The following is a 22,066-nucleotide window of genomic DNA, read 5'->3' as shown; positions in this document are numbered from 1 at the left end:
CGCCATAACTGCCATTCACTGTATCAACATTGAACGTGCCCTCGCCTGTATCGGCGTCCGTCACCGTCGCCGTGCCGCCAACCGTGTCCGTGTCTTCATTGAGGCTGTTGCTCAGCGTTCCGCCAAAGGTGGCCGCATCGTTGACGCCATTGATGGTGATGGTGATGTTCTGTGCTGTGCCATCGGCGGAGGAAACCGTCAGCGTATCACCAAGTGTATCGCCGGACGCCAGCGCCTGCACATCGCTGTTGGCTTCATCCAGATCATAGACCCAGTCACCATTGGCCGCGATGGTCAGGTCGCCATAACTGCCATTCACCGTATCAACATTGAACGTGCTCTCGCCTGCATCGGCGTCCGTAACCGTCGCCGTGCCACCAAACGTATCGGTGTCTTCATTGAGGCTGCCCGTCAGGTCACCGCCAAAACTTGGCGCATCAGCCGCACCGGTGATGTCGAATGTCAGTGTTTCGTCGTCCGTGTCACCACTGCCATCGTCGGTCACCACTTGGATTGATGCCGCATTTGTGCCGCTCAGGTCGGCCGTCGGCGTGAAGGTCATGGCGGCCAGAGCGGTATTGACCGCACTCAGGGAACCGCTGAAGGTCATGCTACTGTCGTCAGAGCCATCCCCGTCTGTGAAAGACAAGCTGCCGGTGCCAATGGAAATCGTACCGCCGGTGACCGTAATGGTGACTTCCTGATCATCGGTATCACCATCCGCGATACTGAAAGTAGAAACACTGATATCGTTCTCGTCTTCGCCGACGGTCGGCTCTGACGCAACGGTGATCACCGGTGCACTATTGGCAACGGAGGCAGAGACCACGATATCGTCAACGGCGACGACGTCTATGTAGGACGAATCCGCAGCGGTAATTCTTATCTCGTCAATGTTTTCCCAATCGGAGCCAAAACTTACGGTCCCGTTACCATCCTGAGCGTCCCCCGTGGTGTTGTTCGTTGTATCATAGGTCACCGATGCGCCAGACACACTACTCCCGTTCCGATACCCCGTGAAAGTGAAGGTCGTACTGGTTATGCTAAGCGTCGCACCAAATTCGAACTGATCGAGTTGAAACTCGGCGCCATCATTGCTGCGAATGCTAACGTAGCTTAATGTTGTGCTTGGGGTGTGGAATTGCAGCGTCCCGTCGTGTTCTTCTGAAACGGCCTCACCAAACGAGCCCCCATCGTCCATCTGGACTTGCGCGACCCCGCCCGTAACAAGGACCTCTGCATCGAAACCCGTGCTGTCCACGTCTGTGATGCTGGGGTTGGAACTGATAGAAGATGTTATGGACGCGCCGACGCTGAAGGAGGTGATCCCCACAGATGGGGTTGCCAGAAGCGACTGAAATCCATCCATATCTTCGGCAGAAACAGCAACCGTTTCGATCTCACCAACACTGGCTTCCAGTTCCCAGTCACCGCCGCGCGTGGCGCTGCCTGTCAGATCGTCGGAGGCCGCCACATCGGCGCCTGTCACATCGGCAAGCATTTGAATAAATTCGAGGCCATCGCCCCCCTCAGCCACACGACAACCATAGAGCAGAATGTCGCCATCTTCGCCCAGCGCCGCACCGATGCGCATAAGCGCATCCGCATGATCGGCTAATGTCGATGCATTGATCTCATCCGGCCCCAGCCGGAAGGAACCGACATTACCGTGCGAAAGGATCTGCAGCGAGTCGATATCGGTCCGCCCTTCAAGGGCAGCAACAAGATCCCCCAGCCCGCCAGAACCAATCAAGATCACTTCTGTGTCAGGAGCAACGCCGGCAAGCAGCGTTTCGTAACCATTCACCGCGGTATCAACTACCACAATGTCATGCGCGGGTGCCGCGACAGCCTGGCCTGTGCCAGACTCTGTTTCCTGACCTTGCGCGCCTTGATTAATAAAGGTGGAATCGATTTTCATTTGAATTGCCCTTGCCCGTCAAAACAATACAACTGACCGTTTGGCGATTTCGGATTAAACAGACGACTTAAGGCGATATTTCTGCAATCATATCGCTTACTTAGAAAAGCAGCCCTGCCGAAGTCATGCCTGCCGATTATTGTTCACGGAAAAATTAAAAACAAGTAACCCCGATAAAATTATACGTAAATTACGACTATTTATATGAAAATAGCAACATGCGTCGGTAAATTTAAAAACGCCCTCCCTCAAAAATTGAACAAGAAGTCAGCATGACGCCTTAATACTTAGAAATAAATTAATTCCGGCCGTTAAGTGTTAACTTTTTGCTGTTGCTTTCTTATGAGGCACTGCCTTGAACACAAAGGCCGCGCTTCAAGTTATTGATTTCCTTGCTTTCAACATATAGGTCGCCGTAACAGTGCTGCCACATAATACAATCTATTTATGTAATTATGACAAAAACTCGCTCCTAAATTACAAATATAAATTGACTCAGCTTGGCTCTTCACGTTGAATATTACTACTATCAGTTGTCAGAATAGCTTTATTTTAATCTTGAGGGGAGAGATCAATGGAAGGCTACCTTGGAGTCATACAGGCACTTGGCTTTAGCTTTGCTCCGCGATACTGGAGTTTATGCAACGGCGCCCTTATCAGCATTTCCCAGAACTCGGCGCTTTTTTCCTTGCTAGGCGACAATTTCGGCGGCGATGGCAGGGTATCTTTTGGTTTACCTGAGATGCGGGGACGCGCGCCGATAGGCCACGGTCAGGGGCCGGGTCTGCAGAGCCGGGTGATAGGACAACGTCCGGGAGTGGAATCGATCACCCTCAACAGTACCCACCTGCCCGCACACACGCACACGCATTCCTATACAGGCGGCGGTAGCGGCGGCGCGATTGACACCACCGTGGAGGTGGCCAACACCCATGGCACCAAGCCGGCGGCAGATGACCACTATCTTGCCATGCCCAGCAACGCGCTCGGCACCAGCACCAATGGTTTTATGTTCGTCACCGAGGCGGAGGCGACAACGGCCGGCGTCGTCGCGCTGGGCGGCGTGAGCGGTTCAGGCGGCGGCACCTTCAATCCGCAGGCCCTGACAATCAATACCGCTGGCGCCAGCAGATCCTTCGAACTAGTGCAACCAAGTATCGGAATCAATTTCAGCATCTGTGTACAAGGTCAGTTCCCGTCACGCAGCTGAGTTGAAACGAAATGCGAAAGCATGACTTCATTTCCGATCCGCAACGAGGTGCACGATGTTAGAGAAAATTACAGCAAAATCATTTGAAGGCCTGATAGGCACAGAGGCCGAAATCATTGTTATGGACGGCCCCAACCTTATTCTGAAGGTTGAGGAAATTCACACTCGTGACGCAAAAAAGGACGACGCCCGGCCCAAGGATTGCCGCGCGGACCCCTTCACGCTGACACTGAGTGGTCCCGCCGGATATCAGGTGCCAGACGGCATTTATGAGATCACCTTCGAGAAGGTGGGCTCGCTGCCCGGAATCTATATCGACAACAAAGCCGATAACCCGGAGTGCGAGGGTCTGTCGAAGGCGGTGCATAAAGCAGCCGCATCTGCAATCGCAGACGCCGAAGCCGCTGGCGAAGAGGTGTCAGCACCCGATGACCGTGTGCTGTACGAGATTACGCTCGGTTGATCTGGCGACCGGGGTAACATTGCGATGCGAACGTCGCAGAAACCCGGTACGCGAGGAAATCCAGGAGGATTACCATGTTCGAAGAATATCTTGGCGTTATAAAAGCGCTCGGTTTCCAGTTCACACCGGAGAACTGGAATTGGTGCAGTGGTGCCCTTATTGCCATCAACCAGAACCCGGGGTTGTTCTCGTTGATTGGTTGCCAATACGACGGCGACTGTCGTAACTCGTTCGGTCTGCCTGACCTAAGGGGCCGAATTCCTGTAGGGTACGGCATGGGCCCGGGACTGTCACCACGGGCTCTCGGCGAAAGACACGGGTGGCCGACGCGGCCTATCACCAGAGATACGCTGGCCGCACACAGCCACTCGACGAGTTACAACCCGGCAGGCGGAGGAAACGAAAGTGAAACCTCGGTGCTTGTCGCGGAAACCCACGGCGCGGCGCCAGCTGCAGATGGCAACTATCTGGCTATGCGCAGCAATGCACTTGGCACAGCCACGAGCGGCTTCACCTATGTATCAGCAGAAGAAGCGACGACGGCAGGTACCGTCCGCCTTGGTGGCGTAGCGACCAGCGGCGGCGGGGGCGGTGGTTTCATAAACGAGGGTCTGGTTGTCAATGAGGCTGGCGCCTTCACACCAAGCTTGATCGACCTCACCCAGCCATCGCTGGTGGTCAATTATTGCATCTGTACGGAAGGCCTTTATCCGGCGCGTAGTTGATGCTGCACTGGCGGGGCACTATTTGGCCCCGCCCGCTTCGGTGAATTGAAAATGTCACATGCTAAAATACCATATGCCCACTGCAAGCAGGATAAGCGGCCATGGTGAACAGTAAATAATCTGGGGTTGGTATGCATCATGCTTTTCGAAGGAGATAAAATGAATATTGATGAGAAAACATCAGCACGCCTTGGCGCAATGACAGCGGATGAGTTCAGCGTCGAGGGCAATTCAGGCTATGAACTCGTGAGTGGCGATGTATCGCTTGCTGTGGAGCTGGTTGCGTGCAACGAACGCCCCGATTCCGCAGCCCCGGATAGCACCAGGACACCCTTTAGCATCACCTTCAGAGCGGAAGAGGACACCAGCCACCTGATGCAGCAGGTGCCCGAGTTTCACGGTGCCATCCTTGGCCTCGACGACGGGCCTGTGGACGGGCTGTTGATAAACCGGACGCTGCGACCGGTTAATATGCCGCCCGGCGCCTACTTTCATGTTGTCTTCGGCTAAACACTCCCAGCTTTTCATCGTTCCACCCCCTAAGTGAGATTTGGCATGATTCACGGAAACGTTACCTTGCCCCACGGCATTACGGCACGGCCCGCCCGAGCAAGCGACAAGGATTTTCTGGCAAAAATGTACCGGGACAACCGGGATGACCTGCGCATGGCGGATGCTGACACGGATTACATCGAAATGACCATCGAATGGCAGTTGAAGGCGCAAAAAGGTGGTTACGGCCAAAACTTCCCAGATGCGATCTATTTGATACTGGAAAAAAACGGCACCCGCATCGGTCGGATCACACTTGATATTAACCCTGTCGAGTTACGACTGGTGGACCTTGATTTCATCAAAAAGGCACAGGGTAAAGGTTTTGGCTCAAGCATCCTGTTGTGGTTGATGAAGGCCTCCGCGCAAACCAAGAAGCCTTTACTTGTTCCTGCCCGGCGCGACGATTTCAGCATGGCAAAATTTCTAGCAAAATATGGTTTTGTCGAAGATTCAACCATGTCGGATCAGGTTTATGCCCGCATGAGCTGGTTCCCTACCGCCGATGAAATGGCCGGGCTTGTAGAAATCGGCCCCCGCAGCGCCGCAGCCGGCACGGTATAGCGCCCCAGACATGTCTGCACTCCGGTGTCAGCATACCGAGACCGTCTGCCCCAGCGTCGCGCTACGGCGAGCCACTTCAATCAGTTGAATTACTGCAAGAGCTTCCCGCCCCGCGACAGGCGGCGGGCCACCGCCGTTGACTGCGTTGGCCAAGCCGTGAAAAAACTGATCATAGCCGCCAACTTCTGTTGGGCATGGCTTCGTGTCACCATGGCCAGTATAAATTGTGCCATAGGCATCAGCAGTTTCTTCAGCCCAGCCTGCCTCCACTGGCCGCAGTCCGGCGCGTAATCTTTCCTCCTGCGGATCAAGGCCATATTTAACATAACTCCCCGCCTCCCCCTCCACTTTGAACCGCAGGTTCGGCCCCGCGCAAAACGGGCTTGAAACAAGCACCGCAAGCATATCGTCATAATGAAAGCTGAGACGGAACATGTCGTCAGTTTTGGCGTTATCGCGACGAGCAGTAACCTGCGCCGTAACCGCGCGCGGCATACCAAAAAGAACCACCGTCTGGTCAATCAGATGGGACCCAAGGTCAAAGAGGATACCACTGCCTTCTCCTCCGCGTTCTCGCCACGTATCGCGAACATTAGGCCGGAAGCGGTCAAAATGGGTTTCGAAGAACCGGATCTTGCCGAGTGTACCGTCCGACAGCAGCTTTTTCACGGTCAGAAAATCACCGTCCCAGCGACGATTGTGAAACACGCTTAAAATGCAACCAGACTGCTGAGCTAACTTCACCAGTTCTTCCCCGTCACCTACATTGGTGACAAAGGGTTTTTCGAGCAACACATGTTTTCCCGCCACGAGTGCCTGCTTTGCAAGGCTGAAATGCGCATCGTTGGGCGCTGTGATAATGATCAGGTCCACGTCTGGATGCGCAATCACCTGCTGTGCATCTGCAAACACACTTGCGTTCGGCCAACTCCCGCTTGCCTCATCCTTCTGTGACGTACTGATGGCTGCCAGCTCAAACTCCGGGACTGCATCAATAAAGGGCAAATGGAATACCCGGGCAGACAGGCCAAAGCCAATCACTCCAACGCCAATGGGCACGATATTGTCTCCCGATTTCATAAGTTCCCCCTTCACGTCATCTTCCTTAACAGTTGCAGGCGTTTGACAAAAGATGGGCTCCGTGACAATTTTGGGTTCCGGTGTCTCGCACATCGCCCTAACAACAGGCATACAGCAACTTTCAATGATAAAAACAGTTCCAGATCGGGCTCTATCAGCTTTGTTTGTCAGTTGCTGCCTTTTCCTTCTATATATTGCAGTGCCTCGTTTCTTAAGCGATCTAATGTTGGTTCCAGGCACCCCCATCCTGTATCGGATATCCGCGGGTGCAACAGTCGACGACCAAGCGCTACGAGTACTTGAAGAATCACGCCTGCAGGCGCTCGAATTCAGCGACAACCTTCGCGCGCACGCAGATCTCGCGAGCACATACCTCCGCCGCGCTCAAAGGTCTGAGGATGCCGACAACCGTGAGCGTTTCGCTCGGCTCTCGATAGAGGCGTCAATAAAAACGACCAAGCGGTCACCTCAAAATCCTTATGCTTGGATGCATTTAAGCGTCGCACAATTGATGCTGGGCCCAGACCATAGAGCCGAAGCCCTCACCGCATGGCGTCAATCCGTCAAGGCCGCACCGTTTGAACCCAGGCTGCTGTTTCAGCGATTTCAAATTGGGGTGTTGCTATACGAGGAGTTACTTCCCGCAGACATCGCGGTTCTTCAGGAGCAAACCAGACTTGGTTACCAGTGGTGGAATTACAAATTCCGCGCCTATTGCAGAAAACATGGCCTTACCGAATGGGCGATCTTTCTGATGCCTGGCGATGAAGAGGCTGCAAAATATCTTGGGAACTAGCCAGGATAAAGCCCAAGCGGCTGACAACGGATTGCTATAACAAGACAAAGCCTCTAAAAAACGGTCCTCTCACACTCAAAAAAACGCCCTGCTCCCTCAAAATACAACGAAAACACTACACGGGGCCCGTCAGAGCGACAAGGCCCAGCGAATGAGCGCCCCCACAGCGGCGAGCGCCAGTACGCTCACCGTCCAGATCGCGCCAAACCATGCAAGCTTTCGCCAAAGCGTCGTCGTTTCCTGCTGCTTGTCTCGCACTAGTGATACCCTTCTCCCGCTTGTATTTTCCCACGGAAAATCCAGTAGGCGTAAGCCGTATAACCAAGAATGACCGGAAGCAATATTGCCGTCCCGACAAGCAGGAACCACAAACTGTCATCAGGCGCGGCCGCTTCCCATATGGTAATAGCTGGCGGCACCATATGGGGGAAAAGGCTAATCCCGAGCCCGATAAAACACAGTATGAAAAGCAGTATTGCGGCAATAAACGGTTTGAAATCCATTTTTTCCCCCAAGCATCGCCAAAGCCAGAACGTCACAATCCCGACCGCCAAGGGCACTGGCGCTGAGTAAAGCACAGCGGGCCATGCCATCCAGCGCTCCATGAAACTGGGATCCAACGACAGGGTGGCTGCGCTGATTATGGCAATGAAAATGAGGATACCCACCACCGTAATCCGCGCATATCTTACCGCCCTTTCGCCCAAGCTGCCTTCTGTTTTCATGACAAGCCAGGTTGCCCCCAGCAAAGTATACCCTACAACCAGAGCAATACCCGTGAGCAAACTGAAAGGTGTGAGCCAATCCCACCAGCCACCGGCATAGGCGCGTCCATCGACGTCCACTCCCTGAATGAAGGCGCCGAGCGCAATGCCCTGACAAAATGCGGCCACCATAGAACCCGCCGTAAAACCGAAGTCCCAATAGGGCTTATGTTTTTCATCCCGCCAACGAAATTCGAAAGCCACGCCGCGAAATATGAGGCCAAACAACATTGCAAGAATGGGCACATACAGCGCTGGCATCAGTATGGCGTATGCAAGGGGGAATGTTGCAAACAGGCCGCCACCGCCCAAAATCAACCACGTTTCGTTCCCGTCCCATACCGGCGCGACGGTATTCACGGCGGTATCGCGGTCTTCTGGGTTGTTCAGAAACGGGAACAGTATCCCGATACCCAGATCAAAGCCATCCAGAACCACGTAGATCAAAATTGCAGCTGCGATCAGGAAAGCCCATACGAGTGGTAAATCAATCATCATGGCTATCTCCTTCCGGATGCTCAGGTTCCTCGAAGGCAGCAACCGGCGTTGTGCCCGCCGCGCGCATGGGTTTCCCCTCTTCCGGTCCACGCTCGGTAACTTCAGGACGGTGTGCCATAAGCTTCAGCATATACAAGGTACCCAGTCCAAAAACGACAAAATAGACGATGGCAAAGATTGCAAGCGATGTAGCGACCGCAGGCGCCGCGATGGGGGAGAGCGAATCTGATGTGCGCAACATGCCGTACACCGTGTAAGGCTGTCGTCCGACTTCGGTAACCACCCATCCGGCGAGCACCGCGATAAAACCGGACGGTGCGAGAACGACCGCCACACGTTTGAGAAGCGGGCTGTCATACAGCCTGCCACGCATCCGGGCATAAAGCGCCCACAGGCCAAGTGTCGCCATAAGGAACCCCACGCCAACCATCACCCGAAACGCCCAGAACACAATCGCGACAGGAGGCCTGTCTTCCCGGGGCCATTCTTTCAGCCCCTTCACTTCGCCCTGCCAGTCATGGGTCAGTATGAAGCTGGCAACATTCGGGACCTCAAGCGCATAATCCACTTCCTCCGTCTCGTCATTGGGCAGGCCAAACAAAATCAGCGGAACGCCGCGCCCGGTCTCGTAATGGCCCTCCATCGCGGCCACTTTGCGGGGCTGATGCTCAAGCGTGTTGAGCCCGTGCATATCGCCCGCAACAATCTGGACAGGTGCCACAATTGTTGCCATCCACAGCCCCATTGAAAACATGATGCGTGCTGGCCGGTTTTCCCGGTGGCGTAAAAGATGCCATGCGCCAACACCACCGACGACAAAGGCTGTGGTCAGATAGGCGGCAAGAACCATATGAACGAGGCGATAGGGAAAGGACGGATTAAACACCACCTGCCACCAGTCTGCGGGGACAAACTGGCCCACTTCATTGATGACATAACCCGCAGGAGTCTGCATCCAGCTGTTGACACTCAGTATCCAGAATGCGGAAAAAAGAGTACCGAAAGCCACCATCAGCGTCGCAAAATAATGCAGCCTTCGACCTACCTTTTGCATGCCAAACAGCATGATACCGAGAAAACCCGCCTCAAGGAAAAAGGCCGAAAGCACTTCATACCCCATCAGCGGGCCGATCACAGGCCCGGCCTTGTCGGAGAACACAGCCCAGTTGGTGCCGAACTGATAGCTCATCACAAGACCAGAGACGACGCCCATGCCAAATGCAACAGCAAATATCTTGAGCCAGTACCGATACGTCGCCAGATATGCGTCATTTCCTGTCCTAAGCCAGAGCCCTTCCAGTACCGCAAGATATGAGGCCAGCCCAATGGTAAAAGCCGGAAAAACAATATGGAAGGCAATGGTAAAGGCGAATTGTGCCCTGGCAAGCAGCTCGGCGTTCAGAAATTCTGACATAGGCGCTTCCTTTGCAGCAGTCTCTTCCACTCAGTGCTAACGACATCAAAAATATAGATATAGCACGGGGCGTAAAGTGACCACAGTGTCGCATCATCGGCGACCTGTTCAAAGGCGTTGCACGTTGGGTCGTATCACAGTGTCGCAGCGCGGGAGCCGGGGGCCTGTTCCGCACTTGCAGAAAAATGATTGGTATGAACGTACCACGTTCCGATGCCGTTCATACTTTTTTTCAACCGGACAGAAATAAACAACCAGCTAGAATTGTCTGGCGTATAAAATCTTGTAACTCACATGGATATGAGGGTAAACTTTGGTAATTTTAATGATATCTTGCGCGGCGCACCCGGTTATTTTCGCGGAGTGTAACTGTACGCACTAAATTATTGTTTTCGAGGCAAACTTCTTGTTGAAATACAAGAACTGAGGTCAACGTGTTAGATTCTAGCTTCCCAATATTTGAAACGGCGGACAAGCACTTGTCCAAGCCGTCGAAGGGACGTGCGTTCTGGCGTTCCGACATGCGCACGATGCTGATGTTCCTCACGGACATATTGATTATTTTTGCGGCGGCACAGCTTGCCTGGCTGATCCGTTTTGAGTTCTCGTTGCTCGCTCCGGACTATACACTTGTCCCGGTACTTGCCTGGTTTGGGTGGTGGATACTGGCTATCAGGGCCGACCTGTATGTTCTGCCTGAACGTACAACCATCTGGCAAGGCCTTCGCAACGTTGCAACAATCTGGGTTTATGTGGTCCTCGGTGTCGCAGCAATTGCGTTCGCAACTAAAAGTGGCCAGGGCTTCTCCCGGTTATGGGCTGGATATTGGTTCCTGCTCGGTGGCGTTGGGCTGCTTACCGTTCGTTTTTTGTGGAATATCGCGGCCAGGCGTGCGGGCTTGGCCGGGCACCTGTATAGCCGGGTCGCGATTGTAAGTTCCAATGACAAATGCGCTGCCGACCTGATTGACCTTCTACAACGCCAGAGTGCCAACACGATTATCGTGGGTGTATTTGGCGCCGATGCGGCAACCGACCTGAAGGGGATAGAGCAGTCGACACGGACCGGGCATGTCCGGCAATTGATAGATCAATGCCACGGCCTCGACATTGACAGTGTCTGGCTCGCACTTGACTGGGACAATGTTGATGAGGTTGACGCTGTCAGGGCCAGCCTTTCGGTCCTGCCATGTGAGATACATGCTCCGATACTTCCGGTGGCAAATGTATTCCCGGGCCGTGAGGTAGGACAGCACGCGGGTCTACCCGCCGTAACGCTGGGTAGACGCCCGCTTTCCAGCAGCGCCCTTATTCTGAAGCGTGCTGAAGATCTTGTACTGGGTAGTCTCCTTCTGCTTCTTCTCAGTCCCTTCCTCCTGGTCATCGCGATCATGATCAAGCTGGACAGCCCAGGACCTGTATTTTTCCGCCAGGAACGACACGGCTTTGCCAATGGTACATTCAAGGTCTTCAAATTCCGCTCAATGTATTTCAAGCCTCCGCAAGACAATGAGTTTAGACAAGCAACCAAAAGCGACCCCCGCGTTACGCGCCTTGGTCGCATCATTCGCAGAACAAGCATTGATGAATTACCGCAGTTATTGAATGTGGTTAAGGGGGACATGTCATTGGTAGGGCCGCGGCCGCACCCGGTTGCACTTTCCGATCAGGTTCTGAACGATGTTGAGGCGTATCTGGCGCGGCACAAGGTGAAGCCGGGCATAACAGGCTGGGCACAAATCCATGGCCTGCGCGGCGAAACCGATACGCTCGAAAAGATGACAAAACGGGTCGAGTATGATCTCTGGTATGTGGATCACTGGTCGGTCTGGCTGGATTTACGTATACTGATCATGACCGCGCCTGCGCTGCTTGATAAAAACGCTTACTAATCATCCAATTAAAGGAATAATGCGTGCAAACCGTTAAACGTGTTCTGGTAACTGGTGGCGCTGGTTTTCTCGGGTCCCACCTGTGTGAACGCCTTCTCGATCAGGGACATGAGGTCTTATGCCTCGATAATTTTTACACCGGGGCGCGCCGCAATATACTGCACCTGCTGGATAATCCAAATTTCGAACTGCTGCGTCATGACGTAACCTTTCCGCTCTATGTAGAAGTTGACGAAATATACAATCTGGCCTGTCCGGCGTCGCCAATCCACTATCAGCGCGATCCGGTGCAAACGACAAAGACAAGCGTCCATGGTGCCATCAACATGCTGGGCCTCGCCAAGCGCCTGCAAGCCAAAATATTCCAGGCATCAACGAGCGAAGTATACGGGGACCCTCTGGTACACCCTCAGTCAGAAGAGTATTGGGGCAACGTCAATCCGATCGGCCCCCGCTCCTGTTATGACGAAGGAAAGCGCTGCGCAGAAACATTGTTCTTTGACTACCTTCGTCAACATGATCTTGAAATCAAGGTAGCGCGGATATTCAATACCTATGGCCCACGCATGCACCCGAATGACGGACGTGTGGTTTCCAATTTCATCGTTCAGGCGCTTCAGGGGCATGACATTACAATATACGGAGACGGCTCGCAGACACGCTCCTTCTGCTACGTCGATGACCTGGTGGGTGGCTTCCTGGGCCTTATGGCAAGTCCGCGCGAAGTCACGGGACCAATCAACTTGGGCAACGCCGGCGAATTCACCATCCGCGCACTTGCAGAACAGGTCATTGATCTTACCGGTTCGCGGTCGGAACTTCGCTTTGAACCCCTTCCTGAAAACGACCCGCTCCAGCGCCGCCCTGACCTCACCAAGGCGGAGAAGGTTTTAGGCTGGTCGCCAAAAGTCCAACTTACCGAAGGCCTGAAAAAAACCATCACATATTTTGATGGGCTACTGAGCGACGCCTGATCAAATTCCCGGTGTTGCCCTGATGGCGTCGGTATATTCCAGAGAGAGTACCAGCTTTGAAGTGGTTAATTGTTTTTCTGCTCGCGATCGTACCACTACCCTTTGGTAGTGCGCGTGCAGAATGGCAATGGTTCTGGATCATCTATATTTCAGCGGCTGGGTTGTGGCTGGTGCTGGCAACTCGGAAAATCAAAAACCCGCTCGGAATCGAAGCCGCCGGAACATACAGCGGCGGGCTTTTATGTTTCGTGTTGTTTGTAATCTGGTGTTTTTTCCAGGCTACTGACGTTACAGGCACCGGAGCCTTGTCTATTGAGCCGCTTCAGTCCATCAAGGTAGCAGCATTGTTTCTCGCACATGGCCTGTTTTTTGTAATTTGCTATACCTATGGCAGGCAACAGCCTGGCCAACTCAAGACCTTACTAAAAATATTCTCGTTTATTGTGGTGGTCTACAGCCTATACGGCTTCTTTTCCTTCGTCCTTGATGGCACCCATGTCCTTTGGTACCCCAAAACTGCATATAAAATTGCATTGACCTCAAGTTTCATTAACCCAAATAATTTTGCCGCCTATTGTGGCCTTGGCCTCATAACATCCACAAGTCTGACCCTGTCCTGGCTCGGAAGAAACCGGTCTCAGCCCGCCTGGCAAGTATCGGACACAACACTTTTGATAAAGTCGTTCATCCGTGAAGGCTGGTTCTATATCGCTTCGGCTCTCTTTTGCATGACCGCACTGCTCATGACGGGCTCCCGTGCGGGTGTTCTCTCAGTGATGGCAGGGCTGCTTGTGTTGTTTTTTTTATGGATAAAATCAAAAAAGGGTTTCAGCAGCAGTGCTTTCGCGTGGGTATTCGGCATGATAGGAATACTTATCATACTTTGGTGGTTCAGCGGCACCTACTTCAACGAACGGCTTGAGAAAGAAATATTTTCAGATCAAAGGTTTGATGTCTATCCAGCCATTCTTCACGCCATCTGGGAGCGACCCATTACAGGATACGGTATCGGTAGTTTTGAAACAGCTTTTCGCATGGTGAGGCCTTCAGAGGTAACCCTATTCTTTGACCGAGCCCATAGTGACTATCTTGAGCTGGCAATGACGGCAGGCTTACCGGCTTCGGCCGTTTTCTTGTTCTCACTATTCCTGCTGGTTTTCAATCCGCTGGTGCGCTCACACAACGCACGTGTCACCGGTTTTAAATATATGGCTGTCGGGGTTCTGACTCAGCTCAGCTTGCATGCTGTCGTAGATTTTCCCTTTCAGATTCCCGCTATTTCTTTATCGGCAGTTTTCCTTTTAGCTTTGTGTTTGGCGGCGATCGCAGCGAATGAGGCCAAAACGCGATCGGATATACAACTAGACGCCCCGCAAGCAGTCAGGTAGGTACAGGCTCAGGCTTTAGTTGAATATGTATAAGGGGTTATTTGGTGAAACGGTTAGTCGTCGACATTGATAATACTATGACCATTCCGGGTGACGATTATGCTGCCCTCGAGCCGAACCAGCCTGTAATCGAGCAGTTGCGGGCCTATAAGGCACAGGGGTTTGAAATTGTCTTGTATTCCAGCCGCAACATGCGGACGCACGAAAATAATCTCGGCAAGATAACAGCAAAAACCGTACCAACACTTGTCAAATGGCTCGAAACCAACGGTATACCCTACGATGAAATCTGGATGGGCAAGCCGTGGTGTGGCCATGACGGCTTTTATATTGATGATCGAGCCGTGCGCCCGAATGAATTTGTTGAGAAAACATACGAAGAAATACGTACACTGCTTGAAATGTAGCTATTGTTTTGCCGTCTTGGGGGAAGAATAAAAATTCGATGCAAACACCAAAGCTCATCATCTTATCTGGCGCTTATTGTTCCGCCGAAATAGTCGCTGAATTCGGCAAAATCCCGCCAGCTTTTTTGCCACTGGGCACCAGAAGGCTTTATGAACTGCAGCTTGAAATAGCAGCTCAGCTGGACGCTGAGGTCATCTTGACTATTCCTGAATCGTACGAAGTTGACCCTTGGGACCAAGATATACTTGATGCCCAGTTGGTATCGCTCTTGCGTGCACCATCCGGCCTAAACCTGTCTCAGGCGGTCAATTATGCGCTTTCGCACGCTGGTGCAGATGAAAAAACCTACCTGCTATATGGTGATACTCTTATCACTGGTGAGGTTGACGAAGCGGCCGACTGGATCGCAACCGGGCAAACTACAGAATATTATGAGTGGGCGTTCATCGACCATGACAGCGGTCATGAACCTGTCATCAGAAGCAGATTGGGCGACGGACGCTCCACACGCGAGGTCGTTTGTGGTTTTTTTGCCTTCTCTGACCCCCAAGCACTGCTCGATATCACATCCCGCAATGATGACTTCATCGGATGCCTGAATGAATATGCCGCCGTGCGGCCGTTCTCTTATGCAGCCGCTCACGGATGGTACGACTTTGGTCACCTGCCGCTGATTTACCGGTCCAAACGTAAAATGCTCACCAGTCGCGCTTTCAACGATATTACCTCCGACGGTATCTCAATAACAAAGACCTCGCGCCATGGGAAGAAAATGAAAGCCGAGGCCGCCTGGTTCCAGAACCTGCCACGAGAGATCAAGCCATTTGTACCGCAGTTTTTTGGCGAAACAGAGGTTGATGGGCGTGCCGGATACTGCCTGGAATATCTTTACCAACCCACCCTTGCAGAACTTTTTGTCTTTGGCCGGCTCCCAACCTACGTGTGGCGTCATATCATAACCAAATGCACAGGGTTTTTAAGCAACTGTCGTGCTATTCGGCCTCCTGAGGGACATCCTTTTCACGGTAACGCCTACGCAAATACCTTTCACCAGGAAGTGTATGTCAACAAGACCTACGCCCGGGTGACCGACTTTTGCAAACAACGAAGCTGGGATGAAGACGATACCTATTTACTAAATGGAACCGAAACGCCCAGTCTGAACAAAATCTCCGCAGACCTGCTAGCCCAGATCCAAAAGACGACGCCAGCGCATATATGCCTCTGGCACGGCGATTTTTTCTTCGGTAACACATTCTTTGATTTCCGGTCTCGCCAGATCAAGATCGTGGATCCGCGCGGCGCCGTCACTCCTGACAACCAGTCTATTTACGGAGACTATCGATACGACCTCGCTAAATTGGCCCATTCCATTGTCGGGTGTTATGATTACCTTCTGGTCGGCCGAGCATCGTTTGAAGAGCATGCAGAGCGTAACTTCTCGTTCAAACGCCCCACGTCGGCGCTAATCGATTTTCTACAACAGGATCTCGCAGAAAGTACCGTTGAGGGAAAGCCCGTTATAGACAACGAAATTCTCGCTATCATGGCACTGCTGTTTATAACCATGTTGCCACTGCACAATGACGATGCGCGGCGTCAATCAATCATGCTCGCCAATGCGCTGCAAATTCATCGCGATCTAATGGAGACTGAGCGTTGATCATTATTCCAATGGCGGGCAAAAGTAGCCGTTTTTTTGATGCCGGCTACACGCAGCCAAAATATGAGTTGCCGCTGGCAGCACGTCCCGTTTTCGATTACGCAACAGCGTCTTTTCGAAATCAGTTTGGCAGCGAGACATTTCTTTTTGTTGTCAGTGCGCAAATGGGAGCAAAGGATTTTGTATCCTCCCGAGCTGTCGCGTTGAATATTGACACGTTCCATGTGCTGGAGTTGGAAGAACAAACCGCGGGACAAGCCGAGACAGTTGCCCTTGGCTTGAAAACACTGGATGTTACCTCTACTGAACCGCTGACTATCTTCAATATTGATACTTTCCGCCCCGGATTTGAAATGTCGCCCCAAGCCAAAGGCTGTGCCGGCTTTCTGGAGGTTTTCAAAGGGGATGGATCAGGCTGGTCATTTGTCGACCCTGACCCAGATGCAGAAATGGTTGCACGGCGAGTGGTTGAAAAGCAAAGGATCTCCAATCTTTGCAGCACGGGTTTATACTATTTTGCACAGCGGTCGCTGTTTGATCAGGCATATGCCGCTGAGTTGGCTAATCCGTCGCAAAAAATTAGCGAGCACTACATCGCTCCCCTATATAACCAGCTCATATCTCGGGATTTAAAGGTTGGATATAAAGTGCTCGAGCCCCGCGCAGTGATCTTCTGCGGCGTCCCCGCAGAGTATGAGGCTCTGAAAGAGACCCCAGATGAACTAGCACAGCTATCGCTAAAGCTTGGGTTCTGAATCAGGCGTCCGCGCCACGAAAGGTTCCGCCGTGCAACTCCCGATCAATCTGCTGAAGTCCAAGCCATCGTTAGCCTTGGGCGGCAATATTATACAAAAAGCGCTGGCTCTCGTTACCAACATTGTGCTCGCCCGCCTTTTGGGAGCTGAAGGATATGGCGCCGTTGCCTTGGGCCTATCCTTTTTCATTATGGTCCAGTCATTCGCGAGTCTCGGACTGACCGAGGGACTCGTCCGTTTCGGCGCCAGCGCCCTGGCTACCGGCGACAGACATCAATTCCACAAAATCTTCATATCCTCAACAAGCCTTACGCTAATCGTGACCATACCGATATGTATCGCGCTGGCCACGTTCAGTGAACCGATCAGCCACTACTTTGAAGCTGGCGATGAATTCACGCGCCTGCTTGGACTTACGATGATGGCTGTACCATTCTACAGCTTTATCCTCATGGTATCGACGTTCGCGCAAGCGCAGCAAAAGATCCTCCAACAACAATTGGTGCTGGTAGGGCGGGCGCTGCTTATCCTCTTGTTGTGTATTCCGGTCTTTGGCCCTTCGCCTTCCGCCGCAGACTTCGGGTGGATACTGCTTGCAGGACATGTGGCTTTAAGCATTCTATGCCTAGCCCCTCTTTTACGGGTACCTCACCTTCTTGTTGGCTTTTTACCAAAGCAGGAACTAAAGCGCCTGATCGGCTTTTCCCTCGCCATTTTCATGACCCATATCAACTGGGTAATCTGGAGCAATGTGGACCGTTTCATGTTGGCAAAGCTTGGTTCCCTCGCTGACGTGGGCCTGTATAATGTCGTCGCGTTGCTTGGCCTGAACATGCAAATTGGCGTAGTCGCAATGGGCAGCCTTATTATGCCTGTGTGTGCCAGCACGTTTGCACGCGGCGACCATGTGTCTACCGCTGATTACTACCGCTGGTATTCACTGCTTGGCTTGATCGTTGCCGGATTGATCGGAGCCTGTTTGCTTATGGAGGGCGAAGCAATACTCGGCCTGTTTGGCCCCGACTTTATCAACGCTGGCCCCGCACTTATTCTGTTGGTGATTGCACAGTTTATAGCGGCGTTGCCGGGCCCGGTTGGACGCTTGTTGCTGGTTATCGGAAAAGAACGCTTTACCGTCTACGCGAGCTTTGGCCAAACCATCATGAACGTCGCATTGAACTGGCTGCTTATTCCGGTTTACGGGGTGGAGGGAGCCGCCATGGCGACGCTTGCCTCCCTCGCCGCGATGCGCATCTTCTATAGTGTCTATATATGGCGTAAACTCAATTTCCTGATACCCGACATATATGCGCTGGCTGCGGGCCTCATGATAATAGCGTCTGCTTTCGTCGCAAACTACATCGGCGACACGATTCCGTATGACATTCTTGGCATCAATATTATCGATTACGTCATTTTCGCAGGTCTATGCATGCCCGGTTTGATATGGCTTGTGCTGCATCGCCACAAGAAGCGCGTTACATTGCAAGCGCTGTAAGGTCAGCGCTCGGACAATAGTGTCTGGTAGGTTTGTTCCCACTTGTCTGTCACGACGGCGCTACTGTATTTTTTTTCCACCAGTTGCCTGAGGCTTGCGCCCCGGTTACGTCGCTCGTCCTCGCCCCAGCATGCTGCCCGTTCAAGCGCCTCTGCCAGGGAAGCCGCGTCGCAACCAGCCAAAAGCCCGCCGTGATCCTGCCATTCGGTAAGCCCAGTTTCCCTTGTTGTTATGGTTGGCACCTGCACAGCAGCACACTCCAGATTGACCAGGCTGATAACCTCCGTGTAGGAAGGCACAACCGCTGCCTGTAACGTACGGATCAGACGGTCTTTATCCGCACCGTAGAGTGGCCCTGTAAACGTGATCCGGTCGCCGGCGGGTTTTGCCTGCTCACACAAACCAGCATGATAAGTATCGTCACCGACCGGGCCCACGATGCTCAGCCGCCAATCACTCGCCAAGCTGCTTTGCATGAACGCCGCGATGAGGTTCTCCAAGTTTTTCTCAGGCGATATGCGGCCAATAAAAGCAAAATGTTTCTCCGCAGGAAGAGGATCAACCAACGTCTCATTCAATTCTATGCTGTTTGGTATACAGGTGATGACGTGATGGGGAAAAAAGCCGTCAAGCAGTTCTTGTTCCTGCAAAGTTATAGCGTGCACCAGGGAGACTCTTGAGAGTCTGGGCCGGGCAAGCCAATGAGCGTATAGGCCTTTTTTCAAGTGGGACAGACGAAATGCTTTTTGCCACCGCCTGTAAAACAAGCTGCCATGAACAGATAAAATACTGGGGATGCCGAGGTCCGCAGCAATTTTTGCAGCCACAAACTGCGGCCCCATCCAAAACCCGTGCAGGTGTATAATATCTGGCTTGAACGCTTCAATTTCCTCTTTGAGTAAACGAGGAAATACGGGCGAATAATGCCAGAAACGTCCCATGAAACTGGGTTCTGCTTTTGTTGAAAGCAGACGCACACCCTCGGGGGCCGCCATTGGCTCCGCCCCGGATGCAACAATGGAATTTTTATGGCCGCGCATTTGCAAGGCACTAGCCAGGCCATGCACCGCCTTGGTTGTTCCGCCGGCTGCCGCTGTGTGCTTTTCGGATATATGTATGATGCGCATTTGAATTATCGCGGATGATCGCGCAGCCACGCACAGGTTTCTCGCACACCATCCTCCAGGCTGTAGGGCAACTCGCCACACAGTTTTTCGGTGGCCGCTGTCTCGTGGACCATGGGAGTCATAATATTATCAAGTCGAAAAGATGTAATCGGCGCAGATAGGTAGCCTAGCTTCTTGAGTATATCCCCACCAAGCGCCATGAACTTGATCAACGCATAGGGAACTGTTGACGCTCGCCTGGCATTCAAATGCCTGCTTATGAGGTCAGCCCACTCGCGCACCTCCAGCGGAGGGTAATCGCACAGATAAAATGTTTTCTCGAGAACGGCGCTTTCATCAGCATGCATCAACATGGTTTTAAGTTGCGCCACGCTGTTGCCAACGTATCCATACGACTTCAATAGTTTGCGCTTGGTAGGATGAACATAAACACCCTGCTTGAGAGTATCGAAAAAGTTTCTGTAGGGCACGTCAAACCAGGGACCCCAGATGGATGTTGGCCGCATAATGAGCCAGGGGAAATGATCCGCCGCTTCCGAGCGAACGACCTTTTCGCCCTCGACCTTGGACTGGCCGTAAACCGTGGTTGCATTATAATCCGTATCTGATACCGGCATATAGCCGATCTTGCAGACAAGACGGCTGGACGCAAAAAGCGTACGCCTCACCCCATGCGTGGCCTTAATGGCATTAATTATGTTGCGCACTCCGGCGATGTTGGCGTCATAATCATGCAATGATTTGCCGTCCATATCTGTGCGGGCAGCCAGATGAAATACATAGTCTGGCGAGAAGGTCTGAAGGGCGGCCTCAAGGGCTGGCGCGTCAAGAATATCAACTTTCTGCCAAAGATGTTCTTGTGCGGGGTTGCGCGGGGTGGCGATATCGAGATTGCATAGCGCATGCCCCTCGTTTTCCAGGGACGCCAACAAATTTGTCCCAATAAACCCTGAGCCACCAGTCACTAGTATTTTGTAGGTCATATAATTCCCAAAAACCACTTCTACATTTTGAGGGCGTGGAAAAGCACTCCCTAGATGAAATATCCTGTTTTATGTTCGTGGCAGCGACGGCGCGCCTACGACAATGGCGGCAGATTCGTCCGGCGCTGACCTAGGGCGTGCGAACAATATGGGCGCGTATAAAAATAGCGCCACAGAAATTACAATTGGTCCGTCAAAATATCCCGCACCTCGTATCATTGTCACCAAAAAATATAGTGCCAATATGGTTGTGACATAACTCAACCTGCTGCGGAGGACCTTAAACAGAAACAAACCGTAGTATATAGCAAAGATAAGCCCAAAGAAGCCGAACTCGGCTAATAACTTCAGCATTGTCGAGCCACCATCGTCCCGATTTAGTGCAGCCCCACTATTGATGATTTCAATGAGATAGGAATAAGCGGCATCAGGGTAATAGAGCAACATTTGTCCGGCACCTGCGCCAACAACATCACTCAAGCCCTGTCCCGCCATGTCAACACCATTCATGTAAATAAGCGCCGACAAATTTTGCGGGCCTCCGGTATCGCCAGCGAGGATACTGGTCAACGACAACAGCCGTTCGTTGATTTCAGAAAATGAATCCGCCGTGAACACCATGTATGAGATCAGCAGGGCAAAAATTGAAAAGACAGCCTTTTTTGTAGCGGTAGATATCTCACTCGAGCGCAGCAGAAACATCAAGCTTATAAAAACGACAACGGTCAGTCCGGTGGTGGACAGGCTAAGCATGACCGATATACCAGCCAACAGGCTGATCCGCTTGTTCAAACCGGACTTGCTGAACCACCAGAACATAAGGGGGCCAAGGCATAACCCCACATGAGACGCCTCGGTAAAAAATCCCGTGGGCACAGGGAAGCCAAAAAGGTAATGCTCGCGAGACCAGTTGGGGTTGGGGTCATACAGTCCCGCAAGCTCAAGACCATGCAAAAAAAGCTGGGCGCAGAGAAATAGAAACACGATCTTTCGGAAACGAAGGAAGTTGTCCTGGAAACAAACGTGCAGTGCCACACATGTACCAGCAAGATAGAGGCTAAGAGCGAAGACCATTCCTAGTGTTCTGCCGGACACTCCCCACACAAGGAACACCAGAACCATATGCAAAAGCAAAGCGCCAATAAAAAGCGCTAACCGTCGTGAAACTACCGCAGGTAAGATCGAGATGCCTGCGACCAACGGCAAGGCAAGAATAAAATTCAGCCCCACACCGGCAAAACCCAATAGGGGAAATTGTATGGGCCAAAGGAAGATATCCGCAGCGAGCATGAACGAGCATAGCGCCAACTTGTGCGTGTCAGCAATTTGTTGCAATCTGACATCCTTTGAGTATGAAAGAGTCTGTGGTTATAAACGTGGCCATCCGCACG

Annotated in this window: 21 protein-coding genes; 13 read left to right on the top strand and 8 right to left on the bottom strand. The window is 52.4% G+C overall.

What is annotated here, in order from left to right:
- A partial coding sequence (locus OEU85_RS03455) for a DUF4347 domain-containing protein (protein WP_262690046.1) occupies positions 1 to 1,921 on the bottom strand: 1,921 nt, incomplete at its 3' end.
- A 574-nt stretch (positions 1,922 to 2,495) separates the two neighbouring features.
- On the opposite strand from OEU85_RS03455, the gene OEU85_RS03450 reads away from it, so the two are divergent.
- The 5 genes from OEU85_RS03450 to OEU85_RS03430 all read left to right on the top strand — a co-directional run bounded on the left by OEU85_RS03450 (position 2,496) and on the right by OEU85_RS03430 (position 5,435).
- Complete coding sequence (locus tag OEU85_RS03450) at positions 2,496 to 3,131, top strand: phage tail protein (RefSeq protein WP_262690045.1); 636 nt, start codon at positions 2,496 to 2,498, stop codon at positions 3,129 to 3,131.
- 55 nt (positions 3,132 to 3,186) lie between these two features.
- Complete coding sequence (locus tag OEU85_RS03445; RefSeq protein ID WP_262690044.1) at positions 3,187 to 3,594, top strand: DUF6916 family protein; 408 nt, start codon at positions 3,187 to 3,189, stop codon at positions 3,592 to 3,594.
- A gap of 74 nt (positions 3,595 to 3,668) precedes the next feature.
- On the top strand, positions 3,669 to 4,319 hold the full coding sequence (locus OEU85_RS03440) for a phage tail protein (RefSeq protein WP_262690043.1): 651 nt from the start codon (positions 3,669 to 3,671) through the stop codon (positions 4,317 to 4,319).
- A gap of 159 nt (positions 4,320 to 4,478) precedes the next feature.
- Entirely contained in the window at positions 4,479 to 4,829 is a 351-nt protein-coding gene (locus OEU85_RS03435; RefSeq protein WP_262690042.1) for a hypothetical protein, read from the top strand.
- 45 nt (positions 4,830 to 4,874) lie between these two features.
- Positions 4,875 to 5,435, top strand: a complete 561-nt coding sequence (locus tag OEU85_RS03430) for a GNAT family N-acetyltransferase (protein WP_262690041.1) — start codon at positions 4,875 to 4,877, stop codon at positions 5,433 to 5,435.
- Between the two features lie 27 nt (positions 5,436 to 5,462).
- Here the strand turns inward: OEU85_RS03430 and OEU85_RS03425 are convergent, their stop codons facing one another.
- Positions 5,463 to 6,515, bottom strand: coding sequence for an oxidoreductase (locus OEU85_RS03425; RefSeq protein ID WP_262690040.1), 1,053 nt, complete (start codon positions 6,513 to 6,515; stop codon positions 5,463 to 5,465).
- 61 nt (positions 6,516 to 6,576) lie between these two features.
- Here OEU85_RS03425 and OEU85_RS03420 point away from each other — a divergent pair, with 61 nt between their 5' ends.
- Positions 6,577 to 7,311 (top strand): hypothetical protein, encoded by a 735-nt coding sequence (locus tag OEU85_RS03420; protein ID WP_262690039.1) that lies wholly within the window; start codon positions 6,577 to 6,579, stop codon positions 7,309 to 7,311.
- 129 nt (positions 7,312 to 7,440) lie between these two features.
- Here OEU85_RS03420 and OEU85_RS03415 read toward each other — a convergent pair whose 3' ends face one another.
- From OEU85_RS03415 to OEU85_RS03405, 3 genes are read right to left on the bottom strand one after another with little or no spacing between them, the layout of a single operon-like run.
- Positions 7,441 to 7,569 carry a DUF2474 family protein gene (locus tag OEU85_RS03415; protein WP_262690038.1) on the bottom strand — a complete coding sequence of 43 codons (129 nt, stop codon included), beginning with the start codon at positions 7,567 to 7,569 and terminating at the stop codon, positions 7,441 to 7,443.
- Positions 7,569 to 8,573 carry a cytochrome d ubiquinol oxidase subunit II gene (cydB, locus tag OEU85_RS03410; RefSeq protein WP_262690037.1) on the bottom strand — a complete coding sequence of 335 codons (1,005 nt, stop codon included), beginning with the start codon at positions 8,571 to 8,573 and terminating at the stop codon, positions 7,569 to 7,571. Before cydB ends, OEU85_RS03415 begins: the two co-directional genes overlap by 1 nt.
- Positions 8,563 to 9,987 (bottom strand): cytochrome ubiquinol oxidase subunit I, encoded by a 1,425-nt coding sequence (locus OEU85_RS03405; protein WP_262690036.1) that lies wholly within the window; start codon positions 9,985 to 9,987, stop codon positions 8,563 to 8,565. Before OEU85_RS03405 ends, cydB begins: the two co-directional genes overlap by 11 nt.
- Positions 9,988 to 10,421: 434 nt before the next feature.
- Here OEU85_RS03405 and OEU85_RS03400 point away from each other — a divergent pair, with 434 nt between their 5' ends.
- Genes OEU85_RS03400 through OEU85_RS03370 form a run of 7 tightly spaced genes read left to right on the top strand, consistent with a single transcriptional unit; the run spans position 10,422 to position 18,565 of the window.
- Entirely contained in the window at positions 10,422 to 11,879 is a 1,458-nt protein-coding gene (locus OEU85_RS03400; protein ID WP_262690035.1) for an undecaprenyl-phosphate glucose phosphotransferase, read from the top strand.
- A 23-nt stretch (positions 11,880 to 11,902) separates the two neighbouring features.
- Positions 11,903 to 12,853 carry a UDP-glucuronic acid decarboxylase family protein gene (locus OEU85_RS03395; protein ID WP_262690034.1) on the top strand — a complete coding sequence of 317 codons (951 nt, stop codon included), beginning with the start codon at positions 11,903 to 11,905 and terminating at the stop codon, positions 12,851 to 12,853.
- A gap of 56 nt (positions 12,854 to 12,909) precedes the next feature.
- Complete coding sequence (locus OEU85_RS03390; protein ID WP_262690033.1) at positions 12,910 to 14,241, top strand: O-antigen ligase family protein; 1,332 nt, start codon at positions 12,910 to 12,912, stop codon at positions 14,239 to 14,241.
- Between the two features lie 44 nt (positions 14,242 to 14,285).
- The gene (locus OEU85_RS03385; protein WP_262690032.1) at positions 14,286 to 14,648 is read left to right on the top strand and encodes an HAD family hydrolase; all 363 of its coding nucleotides are present in this window, start codon (positions 14,286 to 14,288) and stop codon (positions 14,646 to 14,648) included.
- 38 nt (positions 14,649 to 14,686) lie between these two features.
- Positions 14,687 to 16,312, top strand: coding sequence for a hypothetical protein (locus tag OEU85_RS03380; RefSeq protein WP_262690031.1), 1,626 nt, complete (start codon positions 14,687 to 14,689; stop codon positions 16,310 to 16,312).
- Positions 16,309 to 17,067 (top strand): glycosyltransferase family protein, encoded by a 759-nt coding sequence (locus OEU85_RS03375; protein ID WP_262690030.1) that lies wholly within the window; start codon positions 16,309 to 16,311, stop codon positions 17,065 to 17,067. The genes OEU85_RS03380 and OEU85_RS03375 overlap by 4 nt, the downstream gene beginning before the upstream one ends.
- Before the next feature lie 31 nt (positions 17,068 to 17,098).
- Complete coding sequence (locus tag OEU85_RS03370) at positions 17,099 to 18,565, top strand: flippase (RefSeq protein ID WP_262690029.1); 1,467 nt, start codon at positions 17,099 to 17,101, stop codon at positions 18,563 to 18,565.
- Between the two features lie 2 nt (positions 18,566 to 18,567).
- Here the strand turns inward: OEU85_RS03370 and OEU85_RS03365 are convergent, their stop codons facing one another.
- The 3 genes from OEU85_RS03365 to OEU85_RS03355 form a co-directional block, all read right to left on the bottom strand.
- Complete coding sequence (locus tag OEU85_RS03365) at positions 18,568 to 19,692, bottom strand: glycosyltransferase (protein WP_262690028.1); 1,125 nt, start codon at positions 19,690 to 19,692, stop codon at positions 18,568 to 18,570.
- 5 nt (positions 19,693 to 19,697) lie between these two features.
- Complete coding sequence (locus OEU85_RS03360; protein WP_262690027.1) at positions 19,698 to 20,675, bottom strand: NAD-dependent epimerase/dehydratase family protein; 978 nt, start codon at positions 20,673 to 20,675, stop codon at positions 19,698 to 19,700.
- 69 nt (positions 20,676 to 20,744) lie between these two features.
- Positions 20,745 to 22,010 carry a hypothetical protein gene (locus OEU85_RS03355; protein WP_262690026.1) on the bottom strand — a complete coding sequence of 422 codons (1,266 nt, stop codon included), beginning with the start codon at positions 22,008 to 22,010 and terminating at the stop codon, positions 20,745 to 20,747.
- Positions 22,011 to 22,066: the final 56 nt, after the last annotated feature.

The sequence above is a fragment of the Kordiimonas aestuarii genome (assembly GCF_025574465.1).
GTDB classification, from domain to species: domain Bacteria; phylum Pseudomonadota; class Alphaproteobacteria; order Sphingomonadales; family Kordiimonadaceae; genus Kordiimonas; species Kordiimonas aestuarii.
Note: the sequence above shows the minus strand (reverse complement) of the source record. Positions and strands in the feature narration are given on the sequence as shown.